Raw genomic sequence first — 15,413 nt, 5'->3', positions numbered from 1 at the left:
TAAAAAAAGTTTTAATAAAAATGCTTACTATAAAATTGAATTCAAGCAATACATAATTCAACTAATGTTAGCTCTAAGTTACGATGTTATTTATCGGAAAATCACCCTTAAAACTTCCATTAGCGAAGTTACTATATTTTTTATAGCCAGGCATTTGATTATGATAGTCCAATTATCAAAATGTGTCAATAAAACGAACGAATTAATTTTGAATGTAAAGATATCCATATGAATTAAAGAAATTGGGCAAGTAATAAAAAACGTATATAAACATTGACTTTACGGGCATAAATACTCATTTAATTCAAAGATTTTAGTGCCTATCCCACAATAATGTTCATAATAGGGACTAAATTTTCACACAAAATACAAGCATTATTACGTGTTCATTCTAACAACTGTAACAAATTAGACAGAAACCATCCGTGATTGTATTATAAATCACATAGTTGTTTTCATATGATTTCACTTATTCGGACACGATAAATAGCAAAGGCAGATCACTCGACGAGAATGATCAACCTTTGCTTTAGTCTGTTAGTTTGTTGTCCTTATTATTTCATTCTACATTGGAATAATAAGGACAACTATGATCTATTTACAGAGCCCAATCTTCACAATTCCATACATCAGTTACAATATCTTTATAGAATTCTGGTTCATGACATACTAGCAGTATGCTGCCCTTATAATCTTGTAATGCTCGCTTAAGTTCTTCTTTCGCATGTATATCTAAATGGTTTGTCGGCTCATCCAACACCAAGATGTTGGAGGGTTTATTAATCAGTTTACATAATCTAACTTTTGCTTGCTCTCCACCGCTTAATATATTTACTGGACTTTCAATATTTTTTCTTGTTAAGCCGCATCTAGATAATTGTCCCATGATTTCTTTATTCGTTGAATTAGGAAATTCATTCCAGACATCATCTATAACCACATTTGTATTTACTTCAAGTATTTCTTGTTGAAAATATCCTATTTCTTGGTAATTACCTAAATTAATTTCACCGCTTATCGGTGTTAAAACTCCTAATAAACTTTTCAGAAGTGTCGATTTCCCTAATCCGTTAGTACCAACGATAGCAATCTTTTGTTCACGCTTCATTTTTAGATTCAACGGTTTACTTAGTGGCTTGTTGTAACCAACAACTAAGTTCTCAACTTCGAAAATCATTTCGCCTGATGATCTTGCTTTCATAAAGTTAAATTGAGGTTTTATGTTCTCACTCTTAATTTCTATTCTCTCAATTTTATCCAGTTTTTTCTCTCTTGATTTTGCTTGTTTTGAAGTGGATGCTCTTGCTTTATTTCTAGCAATATAGTCCTCTAGCTTAGCAATTTCTCTCTTTTGCTCTCTAAATTCGATTTCTAGTTGTTCCTTCTTAATTGCATAAACTTTCAGATAATTTTCATAATCTCCTACATATCTTGTTAAAACTTTATGCTCAAGATGTTGGACGACATTAATGACACTATTCACAAAGTCAGTATCATGAGAAATTAATACAAATGCATTTTCATAATTATTCAAATACGTTTGCAACCACTCGATATGCTCTACATCAAGATAGTTGGTTGGCTCATCTAACAGTAAAATATCTGGCGTTTCTAACAATAATTTCGCAAGCAAAATCTTTGTTCTTTGTCCACCACTTAATGAAGACGCATCTCTCTCTAACAGTTCAAGAATACCAAGTCCTAAAGCAGTTGTTTGTATTTTGGAATTAATATTGTAAAAGTCATTCGTATCAAGCATTTCTTGCATATCACCAATTTTAGCTAGTGCAATGTCCATTTCTGCTTCGCTTAATTCCCCAAGTTGGCCATACAAATCGTTAATTTCTTGCTCTGCATCAAACAAAGTCGAGAATGCTTCTTTCAATATATCTTCTACAGTTTTTCCTTTGTTAAGGTCAGCGTACTGATCCATATAACCAACACTAATCTTGCTACCCCAAGTTACTTTTCCGTTATCAGGTAATAACTGATTAGTAATAATTTTCATTAAAGTAGATTTACCTTCACCGTTTGCTCCTACCAGTGCGATATGCTCTCCTTTTAAAATTCGGAAAGATACTTTATCAAATATTATTCTTTCTCCAAATGAATGGCTCATTTCTTCAACTGTTAAAATACTCATGAATAATCAACGCCCTTTTCTATGCTATTCTATAAATTTGTTAGTTTTCCTTATTAAAGCTTAATGATTACCAATATATATCCATAAAAAAGCAGTAATAGCTTAGAATAACGCTAATTCTAAGCTATCACTGCTTTATATTAACTATTATTAAGTTATGGTATTTGTATCAACTAACTCCGTATTTAGAGCTTCTTACTACCTATCATTTAAAGTTCGAAACAGCCATTTTTTATAACAACGCTATTAAGTATATCATAAACTATACTTACGCGAAATGATTAACAATCTTTAGTAATTTTCCGCAATGAATAATATGCTTCCTTATCATAGAAAAAAGGACACAAAATGCTGTGTCCTCGTTAATTACTTCTTTATTATAGCCTGTCTACTTTTTGAACTTCCTCTTCCAATAAATGTTCAAAAGTGGACTTTCGCAAGCCGAGAACATGTAACTCTACTTGCGATTCAATGATCTTTGGTAATCATTATACTCTATCTCAACAATGAAATAATAATCGCCATCTTCTTCATCACCTAAAGTAGGTTGAATATCATATCTACCTACGAAAATAGCATCTAATGCTGTATCCGCATTACGATATGGTTCACTAGACGCAAACCCTGCCTTTGAAAGTGAACGAACTTCCTCATCAGATAACTGACTATCATCAAAGTTAGCTAAAATTCTTAATTCTCCATCGTTTAGCTCTTCAGACTCAATATTCACTGATACTTGAATTTGAATCGCTTGTTCAATGAGTTCCTCAGCAATTGATTTTAATTGTTTAAACGGTACGATTAACGATATGGATGAGGTTTCAAGCTGTTTAATATAAGACATAATTGGTGTTTCCTCCCGAAGTAAACGAATTAAATCATTGTGACTTCTAAAATTTACTAATTCTTAAGATCGATATATTAGATTGTTAATGGTAGCTACAAGTATAACACTATTATCGAAAAAAAGATCAGGAGTCACTTAAACCATTCGTAATATATTGTACAGTTTACTCCTCTACTCTTTTTGTATCGTTTATACAGATAAGAGACTATATTTTTTCATTCTGTTTTCCTCTACTACCATAAAAATTGGTACCGATGACTCCTAAAACAATAATAATAGTTCCTATTAAGTGATATAGTTGAAATTCTTCCTGTAAAAATAAAACACCAGCTAATATCGTAATAAGCGTCGCAAAATTACTGAAAACACTCATTTTAGAAGCAGCTATTTTTGACAATGCATAATTTGAAAGATAAGAGGTTATGAGTGATGATAAAATACCCAAATACAAAATCGAAACAACAAAATCATAATGCATAAATGGTCGGAAAAATTGCGTTAATGTATCGTTCACCACATGATCGCCTATCGCAATTACATTGAAAATAATAAAACCAAAACTTGTCATGACATAGGTTAATGTGAATACTGAATATTGCTTTGTAAGCTTTCTTGCAAATACGTTATATAATGCAGCCGCAACAGTTGATAATAATATCAATCCACCACCAATTAAGCCCGCTACTTCAGTAGGTGTGCTACTCATCAACAACAAGTAAATGACACCAATTATCGATAAACCAATAAATAAGAAATGTCTACTTGTAGTTTTCTCCTTCAATAAGATGCTTGCAAACACTAATGTGAAAATTGGAATAGCTGCTTGAATAATTCCTGCTTCTGTAGATGTCGTTTTTGCTAGACCATACACTTGTAAAGTAAAAAAGATTACTGGGTATAATAATGCTAACGGCAGGATTTTAAATATATCTTTCCAATCAATCTTTATTACTCTCTTTTTAAATATTATAAAAATAGTAGCAGCAATCCACGCAATCGTAAATCGATGTGCAAGCGTATCTAATGGATTGGCAACGGTTAAAGTCATTTTGACAAACATAAAAGAAAGACCAATAATAAATGCATACATAACTGCTGCGATATATGCCTTTGTTTTTTCAGTCATATAAATTACCTCTTCTTATTTTTACTCGGCCGGTAAATCTATCGTAGTAAAAAAAAGAAGAATATACTATATATAAAATACACATCTGTACCGATACAGATGTGCCTAGGAGTTTGAAAATGCTCAAATATGAATCTATATACGATTATTTAATCAATCAAATTCAGAGAGGTGATTTACCCGTTGGTACTAAATTGCCCTCTATTCGTGATTTATCGAAAACTTTCTCCTGTAGTATAAGTACAATTCTGACCGCTATTAAGAAACTTGAAGACCAACATCTCATTTATGCCATGCCAAAGAGTGGTTATTACGTCGTAGATCATCAAACACCACAAGCACCAGAAAAGTCTGAATTTATAGATTTTGCAACGTCATCACCTACATGGAATGCTTTTCCCTACAAGGATTTTCAGCATTGTATCAATAAAGCAATCGACACTTATCAAGCAGACTTATTTCGATATGGTACACCAAAAGGTTTACCATCATTAGTTATTGAAGCACAAAAATTATTAGAAGAGTATCAAGTATTTACACATATGGACAATATCTTTATTACTTCGGGTGTTCAACAAGCGCTCTCTTTACTAAGCCTGATGCCATTTCCAAATAATCGCACAAAGATCCTTGTAGAACAACCAAGTTATCATTTATATATGGACTTTATTAAAACATATCAACTGCCAGCTGTTGGCATCAAACTAACTAAAGAGGGTATCAATTTAGATGAATTAGAACAAATTTTCCGTAAAGATGACATTAAGTTTTTTTATACAATGCCACGATTCCATAATCCATTAGGAATTTCTTATAGTAGAAAAGAAAAAGAATCTATTCTCCATTTAGCAAATAAATATGATGTTTATATTATTGAAGATGACTACTTAGCAGATTTCGAACAAAATTCAAAAGTAGATCCGCTATTTTCTTATGACTTACATGATCGTGTTATTTATTTAAAAAGCTTTTCCAAAATTATGTTTCCCGGACTACGTATTGGAATCGCAGTACTACCGAATTCAATAAAAGATCAATTTCAACAATATAAAAACACTGCAGATATCGATAGTTCCATGATTTCACAGGCAGCCCTAGAACTATATCTAAAAAGCGGTATGTTTACACGTTACCGTGCTCAAGTGAGTGAGGCCTATACAGCACGTGCTCAAGCACTTCAACAATCGTTAAAAACTTACTTACCGATGTATCAAGTTAATTCAGAAATCTGTATGCACAGTCATATTAGCTTACCAAAACAAGTTAATATGAGTAAACTCATCCATTATCTAAACCAAAAACATATTTTGCTTGAATCAATGAACCGAAATTATTTGGAAGGATTTTATCAGGAGAGAATATTAAAATTGAATGTTTCAACTGTGGAAGAACATAAAATCTCTAAGGGTATTAATGAACTAGCCTTTGCTTTGAATGACAAAATAAATAACTTTAACTAAAAGAGAAGCACGACATATCATCGTGCTTTTCTCAATTAAGAAAACAATCTCTATCCAAACAAATCGCAAGCTCTGCCTGGTTTGTCTGGAATTGAATATTCCTTATGACCCAATATTTCCGCTTTAGTTTGCTGTCCTGCAGCAACCGCACCAATTAGATCAAACAATTGTTGACCTACTTGATCTACGGAATGTATGCCTTCTATAATCCCTCCAGCATTAATATCCATGTTGTCAGACATCCGTCTAGCAGTAATCGGATTTCCACATATTTTAATTACAGGTGCAATAACAGACCCTATGACGTTACCTCTTCCTGTAGTAAACAATAATATATGTGCGCCCGAAGCTAGTAAAGTTACAAGTCCATCACTATCGTTTTCTTCATATATCGTTAATTGATTCGTGTCTAATAATCCTACTTTATCCAATAAATAAAGTCCTGCTTTTTCTGGGTGTTGACCAGGTTTCAATATATCAACAATGGGTTTTGTTCCTGCTTTGCATAATGCACCTAATGACTTCTCCTCAATTGTAGTTAGACCACCTGCTTCATTTCCTACGGAAACTGCAAAAGTTTTCAAGAGAATCCCTAGACCTTGTGCTCGGACCAAACCGTCTTGAAGTCTAGTTTTAACTGTTTCGTTAGCTGCTCGATCAAGTAAATAATCGTTACATCCTAATAACTCCGGTAGCTCACTAAAAATAACACGAGCACCATGTTCTACCAAACGATCTACTGCCCATCCCGTAGCAGGGTTTGCAGATAACCCTGAGGTTGCATCAGAACCACCACATTCAACACCAATAATTAGATCATCCAAACCAATTTCCTGGAGTTCTGTTGTTTCAGCACTCTCTATCATTTCGAGCGCGTATTTTTTACCAAGCGAGATTGAAGCAATAGATCCGCCAGTTTCCTGGATATTGATCATTTCAACACGTTTTCCACTTTCGGCAATTAGTGAAGTGAGTAAGTCAACATCAGTACTTTCACAACCAATACGTACAATGATAACCCCTGCCACATTAGGATGCTTACCCAATTCGACAAGCATTCGGAATGCGTAAGGATCTGAATAACAACCAGCGTAACCTAATACTTCAACACCAGGTACACTTCGCGCGATGGTATCAGAAACGTGATGTGCACATTCAACGGTATAGATGACTGCTACATGATTACGTATTCCGATTCTTCCATCCGCTCTCTTGTATCCCTTCATTCTCCATCCCCTCCGAAATTTGATCCACCGATTGATCTGTTAAATATTGCATGCTCATTAAATTGTGTAAATGGATGTGTTCACCAACATGAATATCTAATGTCGCTATACCGATTGGTACTCCATATTTGTATACTTTCTGTCCTCTTGGGATGAAGGCTAAGGCAAATTTATGTCCAAATTCTATATTATCTTGCAATATAATCGCATCAGTTTCGGATATATGAAAAATAGAATCTTTGCTGAAAAGTTCAAGAGCCGTTGCCGCATTATCTTTGGCATGTAATATAATAGCTCTGCCACCCTTCTTCGCTACATCCATATTCATCTTCCTTTCGTCTCTCAATCTTTAAAATTCGACAATAATTCAGTTTTCGGTAACCATTCGATTCGTCAGCTTGCCAAGTTTCTCAATCTCGATCGTAACGATGTCTCCATCCTTTAGATAAACCTGCTTATCTTCCGGATAACCGAGAACGACTCCTTCTGGTGTTCCAGTTAAAATAATGTCTCCAGGTACAAGCGTCATATGTTGCGAGATATAGCTTACGATTTCATCACAATAGAAGATCATATCCGATGTATTGGAATGCTGTCGAACTGCTCCGTTGACGAGGCATTTAACATCCAGATCATTCGGGTTTCCGATTTCATCCGCAGTAACTAGATAGGGTCCAAGTGGCGAAAATTTATCACATGACTTTCCTAAAAGCCATTGCTGCGTCCTCATCTGTAAGTCTCGGGCAGACAAATCGTTCACGTTGCAATAACCAAACACATGGCTAAGCGCATCCTCTTTCGCAACATACTTTGCAGTTTTTCCGATAACGATGACGAGTTCAGCTTCATAATCGACTTTCGTCGTCACTTTAGGTAGTGGAATATCGTCGCCATGCCCCGTTAACGTATTGTTAAACTTATTGAAAAGAATCGGGTATTGAGGAATAGCGGCATTCGTTTCCTCCGCATGTTTGCGATAGTTAAGACCAACGCAAATGATCTTATTCGGATGGGTTACACATGGACCAAGCGTCAGCTTTACTTCATCAAGCAAATATGAACTATCGTCGCTAACCATCTCCAGTACTTGTGATGTGAATTGATCGAGCTTCTCAACTGCCGCATCACCACCGTCGATCACTTCGTGAACCGTTAGCGGTATGGATTCTCCACTAAGCATAGGTAAATCTCTTACTGCACTTGCAACATCCAGAACTCCTTGATCAGTTACGACTCCTAATTGGTAGTCTCCATTGTTAATAAATGTTAATAATTTCATAGTAACATTCCTCTCCTCTGTCATTTACTGTTTTTATGCATTTTTTCCGAAAGTAGCGCCTCCATCGATATAAAGAGGTGAACCCATCATAAATTTCGATTCATCTGAAGCAAGGAATAAAGCAGCCTGAGCAACATCCTCTGGTGTTCCAAGCTCCTCACTGAGTTGGCGTTTCTTGATTGATGCCATAGCAGATTCTCGATCATCATAGGAGCTGACTAAATAATTCTCAACGAACGGCGTTAGGATTGTACCGGGTAAAATGGCATTTACGCGGATATTGTATGATGCGTAATCCACTTGCATGGACTTCGTCAGCGCCAATACCGCTCCTTTCGTCGCTGAATAAGAGGCCCTTCTAGCGAGTCCAATTTCTGCAACGCAGGAGGACATGTTGATGATGTTACCAGATTTGCGTTTCATCATATGTGGAAGCACATATTTGGAAGACAAGTATACACCGCGGATGTTGACCTGAATAACTCGATCCCATGTATCAGGCTCAATTTCATGTAAAGCTCCAACACCACTAATTCCCGCATTGTTAAAGAGCACATCAATTTGACCGTATTTTTTAATAATTTGATCGATCATCAGCATCACAGATTCAGGATTTGTCACGTCTGCATGGATAAAGTGACCCATTCCACCAGCATCCTGAATATACTTTAACGTCTCAATTCCTTTAGCTTCATCCAGATCATTCACAATGACAGTGGCGCCTTCACGAGCGAATAACAATGCTGTGCTTCTGCCTATACCAGAACCCGATCCAGTAATCAGAATAACTTTATTGATTAATCTCATTGATAATTGCCTCCTAAAACTTTACATTGGCATCTCGATGTACTTCTCATCTGATGAAAAGTAGCATCGTAAGAATAAACTAAAATTGGGATAAGCGACCAGCCAATTGACTAATCTCGGTTTTCGCAACATCCTTTTTACGCTCCCAGATATACTGTGGCATGGAACAGCTCACTGCTGCGATAGCTTCACCTGATTGAGATAGAATCGGTGCTGAAACACAGCTGAATCCGACGATGACTTCCTGCCTATCGAAGGCAATTCCTTCATCACGAATGATTCGGAGCTGCTTAACCAAATCCACCTTTGTTTTTAATGAATACTCTGTGAGACTTATTAATTGTTGACTAGGATACAATAAATCTAGCTCCGACTCATCTACAAACGACAACAATACTTTTCCGAGTGCAGTTACATGGGCAGGGAACTTCATTCCTGGTCCAGAAGCTAGCCTGACCATAGTAGGCGCTTCCTCTTTAGCTAGATATAGCACTTCATTACCTTCTAGTTTTGCCAACTGAATTGTCTCTTGAAGACGATCTCTCGTGATACTTGCTTCTCGATGGAACGAGGCGATAATATCTTGACCTTGCGAGTAAGAATCACCCCATCTCCCCGTAGCGGAACCGATGGCATACGTATCATTAGCATCTCTATCAATCCATTTAAGCGCTTCCAAAGTATGTAAAAGGGAATACATAGAGCTCTTATGGATGCCTAGTTGATTGACCAAATCAATTAATCGATGCTTATAGGGTTCTTCTGAAATAAGCCTTAAAACCCCATCTGCTTTCTCCAACGCAGGTACCCAATATTTTTTGTCCACATAACCACCCTTTGAATATTATAGAAAACCAAGTTTTGTATACAAATCAATTTTACTAATTTATGGTATATTTAGCAATTGAAATTTTCACCTTTTATAACCCGTAAAATTTAATAGCAGTTCCACCTAAAACAGCATCAATTTCAACTTGTGAACGTCCTTCAAGTGCTTTGTTCGTTTCCACCCAAATCTTAGTGTAATCGCCTGCCAAATTAGCTACAGGCCAATCGCTACCAAATAAAAGTCTTTCTGCTCCAAAATTATTAAAAGCAAAATCGATATAAGGTTTAATATCCGCAGCAGACCAATTTTCCCAATGGGCAGCGGTGTTGAGTCCAGATAATTTGGCATAAACGTTGGGGTACTCTGCCGCATCCTTCATCAAGCTGGACCAAGGCTCCATTTGTTGATCTTTTATCGGTGGCTTTGCAAGATGATCGATCACTATTTTTAAATTGGGAATTTTTTCGGCTAACGTAGTGACATGCTGTAAATGCTCTGGCAATTCTGCTACGACATCAAAAGTTAGTCCATATGAAGCCAGAATTTTAAGGCCTTGAATGACATTATCCTGAACAAGCCAGTTGGGATCCGGTTCATCATGTATTAAATGACGAACACCTTTAAAACGAGGATTTTTGCTGTATAACTCAAGCTTCTTAGCTGCTTCCTCAGGTTTATTCAATGGAACCCAGCCCACTACACCTGCAATCCAACTAAATTGTTCAGCTGTTTCGAGCATATAGTCAGTATCTTCATATGAATCCATCGCTTGGATAATGACGGTTTTGTCGATCCCATTTGTTTGTAGCAGAGGCTCTAGCTCGTTAGCCTCGATTGTACGATAAATTGAGCCATGTGCTGGAATTAACCAAGGATATTCTACTTTTTCTAAATTCCAGAAATGTTGATGCGCATCTACTCTCATCACTCATTCACCCTTTATCTCGATTTGGTCGTGCCATTCCATTGCTCAGCATTTTAATTCGCAACTATTCAATGCATCTACGATTCAATTCAGACTTCTACAATTCCTACTGCTTCATAGGGATAATCAATTTGTTTTTTCACTATTTCAGCCTCCTCTTTCCCTACGAATAGCTCGATTAAATATATGCCCAAATCGATAGATGTCGTTACTCCTCCTGCAGTTATTACATTCCCATCCTTGACTATTCGGGTATTAATTACTTCCTTACAGTAAGGTTCTAATAACTCGTATGCATTAGGATGAGTTGTTGCTTTCTTGTCCTTTAAGAAACCAGCGGATCCCAATATAAGAGAGCCTGTACAGACTGAAATTTTATTAGAAACAGATTCACTGGTGCGTATCCATGTCATAAATTCAGGATCTTCTTTAAGCTTTCTCGTACCCATACCTCTAGGAATGAAGACAAGATCATATTCAGATATATTAGGTTTAATAACATTTACTCTGACTCTCATTCCAAGTTCATCTGTCAGTTCATCAGTTAATCCACATATATCCCAAGTTGTACCTTTTGTTTTGTCAAAGAAATTTAGCCGATAAATAACATCATAAAATCCCACATAATCAAGAAATGTAACTCCATCGAATAATACTAAAGCGATCTTCATTGTATCCACCCTCTCATTTATAGTTACTGCTGATTCATCTTACGTTTTTGTATACACAAATGACCCAGCCTTAGATTAATGTTATCTTAGGCTGGGTCATTCGTTGTCTTAGCTTTTGTTTCATGATTATACATCATTAAATTAATAGAATGTTTGTACTGAATATTTCCTGTATTAGGTCACTGAACTCTTCCTAGCAATAACGAGATGAATCATTCTGACCATAGCATTTTTTAATTAATACATCTTCTGGCATTTATGAGCGATACATTTAATATTGGACTTACACGCTTTTGAGCTCGATCAATTGACCATAGAACAACAAAACTTCGACATTAAAACTAAACAATCTTCCTTCATCATACTCTATTCATCTATTATTTTCTATATTTTCCCTATAAAATACTATTTTGTAAAAAACGAATTTGTATAGTACTACATATCTTAATAATTTATTCTTCCCATGTATCAATTACTCCCTATCTGGCATCGTTAATAATCTAAAAAATTTTTTTCTAGTATGTTAAGATGATACACAAAAAAATAGACAATTCTACAAATCTAGAATTGTCATCCCGTCAGCTTAGCTTTTTAATTTCTCCGTTTTCTCATACCTCTTGACATATCTATTCCTCCGTTTTTCTATTTATAGACGAAAGAATGACTTAGGCGAGTTATTTGTATATCTTGAATTCTCCACTTCTTCCGCAATGATGCGGATTCCCTCTTCAATAGCTTGCTCATCCGTGCGAATGATGCTTAGACGCAATAAATTCAGCTTAGGAAAAGATGCAATAAACATTTTATCGGTAGTAAAGACATCAACGCCACGATTATCCAATCTCTTTACCAAATCTTCAATATTAATAGAATCTGGGAGCTGAATTGAAGCGAAAACACCTCCACAAGATTGAGTCGTAAATAAACACTCCTCGGGCAAATATCGCTGTGAAACTTCCTTTAGATGATTGATACGTCGATCGTACATAGACTTCATTTGCTTCGCATGATGAGCATACATCCCAGACTTCATATAAATCTCAAGTACACCTTGAGATAGTACTGATGTACTCAGATCAGCCGCATGTTTATGCCATTGAAGTAAATGAATAAACGATGATGGTACTGCCGCTGCAGCAATTCTTAATCCTGGTAGCATTACTTTTGAAAAACTTCTGAGATATATAACATGACTGGCTCCATTATAAGCGTAAATAGGATCTGCCTTACTATTTGTATCCAGATCAGCGAGATAATCATCCTCAACAATGTAAACATCATTAGCTTTGGCGAGTTCTGCTAGTCGCTGTTTGTCTTGCGCTGTATAAGAAGTACCTAGCGGATTATGAAAACGCGGAATTGTATAGAAAAACTTTATATTATTACTTTGAAAGTGTCGCTCCAAAGCTTCCCAATCAAGTCCTTCAGCAGTTCTTTCGATGCCTATGACAGTTTGTCTTTGAGTATCAATTGCAGCAAGCATTCCCCAGTAGGTTGGTTGTTCTACCAAAATGTTGATTTTCCCGTTAGGAAACGGCATTCCCGCAAGAATATGAAGCGCTTGTTGAGCACCGGAAAAAATAAAAACTTGCTCTGCTGAAGGGAAAACCTGCTGTTGTTGAAAAAGCTTCACGATCTCTTGGCGAAGAGAAAGTAAGCCTTGAGGATCGGGATAAGTGTATATGGACGTCTCAAATAATTCCATCGCTTTGTTCAAGCATTGGCGAAAGTCGGTATGCGGGATCGTCGCAGCATCAGGGGCCGCTGTCGCAAAGTCGATTCGATTGGTTTGCAGCAGAGGAAAGAGTGCTTCTTCAGCTACAACAAAATATCCGCTCTTCGGGCGTGAATATATAAGATATTGATTTTCAAGCTCTTGATAGACACTAATTATTGTATTAAGGCTGCAACCAAATCTTTGGCTCTGCATACGAATGGAGGGCAGCTTTTGACCGGGTTTGATGAGACCATTAACGATGTCCTTATGGATGATTTGCTGAATGGTTTCCTTTTTACTAGACATTAATATTCCTCCCTCTTGAATGATTCCACCTTACATCTGTACCCTTACAGATTGAATATTATTCAATATATATAACACTTTGTATCTATTATAATACAAATATTCATACAAAAATGCATTAAATGAACATTATCGTCCCTTGATATCTCATAGTGTCGACTGTAGTTTTGTATAAAAATATCGAGGTGATTGTAATGAACAACAAGACAAGCGGCTGGATTAATGGTTTCATAGGTGTACTCATTTTCAGTGGTTCGCTACCTGCAACCCGCTTGGCAGTAATGGATTTTGATCCAATATTTCTCACAGTATGTCGTGCCGCAATTGCTGGTGTGTTAGCGGGAATACTTTTGCTCATCTTCCGGCAACAACGACCTATTCGAAGCGATATCGTTCCGCTATTGTTAGTAGCACTCAGCGTCGTCGTAGGTTTCCCATTACTGTCAGCCGTGGCGCTTCAGTATGTCACATCATCGCATGCAATGATCTATATTGGACTTCTGCCACTTTCAACGGCGATTTTCGGTGTATTGCGAGGCGGTGAACGCCCACGACCAAGCTTTTGGATATTGTCAGCTTTAGGTAGCTCCCTCGTAGTAGGATTCGCTTTAACACAAGTAGGTAGTTCTTCAACTATCGGTGATGTATTAATGCTTGCTTCTATCATTGTGTGTGGTTACGGTTATGCGGAAGGAGCAATCCTCTCAAGAAGATTGGGGGGCTGGCAGGTGATTTCTTGGGCTCTCGTTATGTCTCTCCCCATTATGTTACTACTATCGTTTTATTACATACCGGTTTCATGGGAGGGTATCAGTGTTTCCTCACTTTTGAGCTTAGCTTATGTCTCTTTATTTAGTATGCTCATTGGCTTTGTGTTCTGGTATCGTGGTCTTGCCCAGGGAGGTATAGCAGCAGTCGGGCAGTTACAATTGCTGCAACCTTTTTTCGGTCTAATACTTTCTGCTCTCGTTCTTCATGAGTTAATTGGTTGGCCTATCTTTATAGTAAATATCGGTGTCGTACTATGTGTGGCGATCGCAAAGCGATTTGCATCAAAATAGTTTCTATAATCCAGTTACTCGATATGACTCACTTACAGACCTGGATTTTTTTAATTAGGAAGGGGAGATAATTAATGAATCACCAAGTTCCATTTCAACAAATAGATGTATTTACTAATGTTCCATTTAAGGGAAACCCTGTTGCAGTAGTTCTCGATGGAAATGAACTGTCAACTAAGGAGATGCAGGCTATTGCAAATTGGACGAATCTATCTGAAACCACCTTTGTATGCACTCCAACAGACCCACGGGCTGACTATAAATTGCGTATTTTCACTCCAAACAGTGAACTTCCTTTTGCAGGGCACCCTACTATAGGGTCGGCATTTGCTGTACTTCAACATGGCAATAAACCAAAGACAGAAGGATACTTAATACAGGAATGTGGGGTCGGATTAGTATCAATTTTAATAGATGAAGATAAACTATTTCTTACATTGCCTGAGCCTAATGTACAGCACATACATTCTGCTGAATTAGTTGAACTTGCTATTGCTTTGGGAGTCCCTTCACATAGCGTGAAAGCAAGTGCCACGATTGATGTGGGAGCCGTATGGATTACGCTACAACTAACTAATGCACATGAGGTACGAAGCCTTCGGCCTGACATGGCGAAGCTATCTACTTTGATTCCGTCAGGGGTAACTGGTGTTACGATATTTGGGTTAGATTTTGGAAATACAACGTCTAATCTTGAAGTGCGGTCATTCGCCCCTACCGAAGGAATAGATGAAGACCCAGTGTGTGGAAGCGGTAATGGATGCGTGGCAACACTCATAAAAAAACTTGAACTTATAAAAGAATCGAACTATATTGCTAGTCAAGGCTATAGTGTAGGACGAAATGGGAGGGTCGAAGTTCGGTTTCAGAATAATGGAAAAATCTTAATCGGTGGTTATGCAGTTAGTTGTATCGAAGGAATGTTAAGCACCAAGTGAGGACGATTTCACAAAAGTTAGAACATAAGATGACGAGAGATTAAGCAAAAATATAAACCACCAGAAACACATCATGCA

General features: G+C 36.8%; 14 protein-coding genes. 3 read left to right on the top strand and 11 right to left on the bottom strand.

The genetic code is table 11. The annotated features are described in order from the left end of the window. Positions 1–598: 598 nt before the first annotated feature. From NV377_RS13125 to NV377_RS13115, 3 genes are all read right to left on the bottom strand, one after another. Positions 599–2,143, bottom strand: coding sequence for an ABC-F family ATP-binding cassette domain-containing protein (locus tag NV377_RS13125; protein WP_258199377.1), 1,545 nt, complete (start codon positions 2,141–2,143; stop codon positions 599–601). Between the two features lie 457 nt (positions 2,144–2,600). Next, positions 2,601–2,987 (bottom strand): hypothetical protein, encoded by a 387-nt coding sequence (locus tag NV377_RS13120; RefSeq protein WP_258199376.1) that lies wholly within the window; start codon positions 2,985–2,987, stop codon positions 2,601–2,603. 208 nt (positions 2,988–3,195) lie between these two features. Further along, positions 3,196–4,116 (bottom strand): DMT family transporter, encoded by a 921-nt coding sequence (locus NV377_RS13115; RefSeq protein ID WP_258199375.1) that lies wholly within the window; start codon positions 4,114–4,116, stop codon positions 3,196–3,198. Positions 4,117–4,235: 119 nt separating this feature from the next. Between NV377_RS13115 and NV377_RS13110 the strand changes: the two genes are divergently transcribed. Then, on the top strand, positions 4,236–5,576 hold the full coding sequence (locus tag NV377_RS13110) for an aminotransferase-like domain-containing protein (RefSeq protein ID WP_258199374.1): 1,341 nt from the start codon (positions 4,236–4,238) through the stop codon (positions 5,574–5,576). 50 nt (positions 5,577–5,626) lie between these two features. On the opposite strand, the gene NV377_RS13105 is transcribed toward NV377_RS13110, so the two are convergent. The 8 genes from NV377_RS13105 to NV377_RS13070 all read right to left on the bottom strand — a co-directional run bounded on the left by NV377_RS13105 (position 5,627) and on the right by NV377_RS13070 (position 13,336). Continuing rightward, positions 5,627–6,802: a UxaA family hydrolase gene (locus tag NV377_RS13105; RefSeq protein WP_258199373.1), complete on the bottom strand. Its 1,176-nt coding sequence runs from the start codon at positions 6,800–6,802 to the stop codon at positions 5,627–5,629. Next, positions 6,759–7,124: a UxaA family hydrolase gene (locus tag NV377_RS13100; protein WP_258199372.1), complete on the bottom strand. Its 366-nt coding sequence runs from the start codon at positions 7,122–7,124 to the stop codon at positions 6,759–6,761. The genes NV377_RS13105 and NV377_RS13100 overlap by 44 nt, the downstream gene beginning before the upstream one ends. A 45-nt stretch (positions 7,125–7,169) precedes the next feature. Further along, a complete protein-coding gene (locus tag NV377_RS13095) occupies positions 7,170–8,081 on the bottom strand; it encodes a fumarylacetoacetate hydrolase family protein (RefSeq protein WP_258199371.1) in 912 nt (303 codons plus the stop codon). Positions 8,082–8,114: 33 nt separating this feature from the next. Then, positions 8,115–8,888, bottom strand: coding sequence for an SDR family NAD(P)-dependent oxidoreductase (locus NV377_RS13090; protein ID WP_258199370.1), 774 nt, complete (start codon positions 8,886–8,888; stop codon positions 8,115–8,117). A gap of 79 nt (positions 8,889–8,967) precedes the next feature. After that, positions 8,968–9,714 carry an IclR family transcriptional regulator gene (locus NV377_RS13085; protein WP_258199369.1) on the bottom strand — a complete coding sequence of 249 codons (747 nt, stop codon included), beginning with the start codon at positions 9,712–9,714 and terminating at the stop codon, positions 8,968–8,970. A 94-nt stretch (positions 9,715–9,808) separates the two neighbouring features. Further along, positions 9,809–10,642, bottom strand: coding sequence for an amidohydrolase family protein (locus NV377_RS13080; protein ID WP_258199368.1), 834 nt, complete (start codon positions 10,640–10,642; stop codon positions 9,809–9,811). An 89-nt stretch (positions 10,643–10,731) separates the two neighbouring features. After that, positions 10,732–11,313: a DJ-1/PfpI family protein gene (locus NV377_RS13075; protein WP_258199367.1), complete on the bottom strand. Its 582-nt coding sequence runs from the start codon at positions 11,311–11,313 to the stop codon at positions 10,732–10,734. A gap of 646 nt (positions 11,314–11,959) precedes the next feature. After that, positions 11,960–13,336 carry an aminotransferase-like domain-containing protein gene (locus NV377_RS13070; protein WP_258199366.1) on the bottom strand — a complete coding sequence of 459 codons (1,377 nt, stop codon included), beginning with the start codon at positions 13,334–13,336 and terminating at the stop codon, positions 11,960–11,962. A gap of 194 nt (positions 13,337–13,530) precedes the next feature. On the opposite strand from NV377_RS13070, the gene NV377_RS13065 reads away from it, so the two are divergent. Both NV377_RS13065 and NV377_RS13060 read left to right on the top strand, forming a co-directional pair. Beyond that, the gene (locus tag NV377_RS13065) at positions 13,531–14,397 is read left to right on the top strand and encodes a DMT family transporter (protein WP_258199365.1); all 867 of its coding nucleotides are present in this window, start codon (positions 13,531–13,533) and stop codon (positions 14,395–14,397) included. Positions 14,398–14,471: 74 nt separating this feature from the next. Next, on the top strand, positions 14,472–15,335 hold the full coding sequence (locus tag NV377_RS13060; protein ID WP_258199364.1) for a PhzF family phenazine biosynthesis protein: 864 nt from the start codon (positions 14,472–14,474) through the stop codon (positions 15,333–15,335). The last annotated feature ends 78 nt before the right edge of the window (positions 15,336–15,413 follow it).

The organism is Paenibacillus endoradicis (assembly GCF_024721975.1).
This window is presented reverse-complemented; position numbering and strand designations above follow the sequence as displayed.

Coding starts and splice junctions, on each gene's coding strand:
- NV377_RS13125 (WP_258199377.1), bottom strand. CDS start 2,143: ATGAGTATTTTAACAGTTGAAGAAATGAGCCATTCATTTGGAGAAAGA.
- NV377_RS13120 (WP_258199376.1), bottom strand. CDS start 2,987: ATGTCTTATATTAAACAGCTTGAAACCTCATCCATATCGTTAATCGTA.
- NV377_RS13115 (WP_258199375.1), bottom strand. CDS start 4,116: ATGACTGAAAAAACAAAGGCATATATCGCAGCAGTTATGTATGCATTT.
- NV377_RS13110 (WP_258199374.1), top strand. CDS start 4,236: ATGCTCAAATATGAATCTATATACGATTATTTAATCAATCAAATTCAG.
- NV377_RS13105 (WP_258199373.1), bottom strand. CDS start 6,802: ATGAAGGGATACAAGAGAGCGGATGGAAGAATCGGAATACGTAATCAT.
- NV377_RS13100 (WP_258199372.1), bottom strand. CDS start 7,124: ATGGATGTAGCGAAGAAGGGTGGCAGAGCTATTATATTACATGCCAAA.
- NV377_RS13095 (WP_258199371.1), bottom strand. CDS start 8,081: ATGAAATTATTAACATTTATTAACAATGGAGACTACCAATTAGGAGTC.
- NV377_RS13090 (WP_258199370.1), bottom strand. CDS start 8,888: ATGAGATTAATCAATAAAGTTATTCTGATTACTGGATCGGGTTCTGGT.
- NV377_RS13080 (WP_258199368.1), bottom strand. CDS start 10,642: ATGAGAGTAGATGCGCATCAACATTTCTGGAATTTAGAAAAAGTAGAA.
- NV377_RS13075 (WP_258199367.1), bottom strand. CDS start 11,313: ATGAAGATCGCTTTAGTATTATTCGATGGAGTTACATTTCTTGATTAT.
- NV377_RS13070 (WP_258199366.1), bottom strand. CDS start 13,336: ATGTCTAGTAAAAAGGAAACCATTCAGCAAATCATCCATAAGGACATC.
- NV377_RS13065 (WP_258199365.1), top strand. CDS start 13,531: ATGAACAACAAGACAAGCGGCTGGATTAATGGTTTCATAGGTGTACTC.
- NV377_RS13060 (WP_258199364.1), top strand. CDS start 14,472: ATGAATCACCAAGTTCCATTTCAACAAATAGATGTATTTACTAATGTT.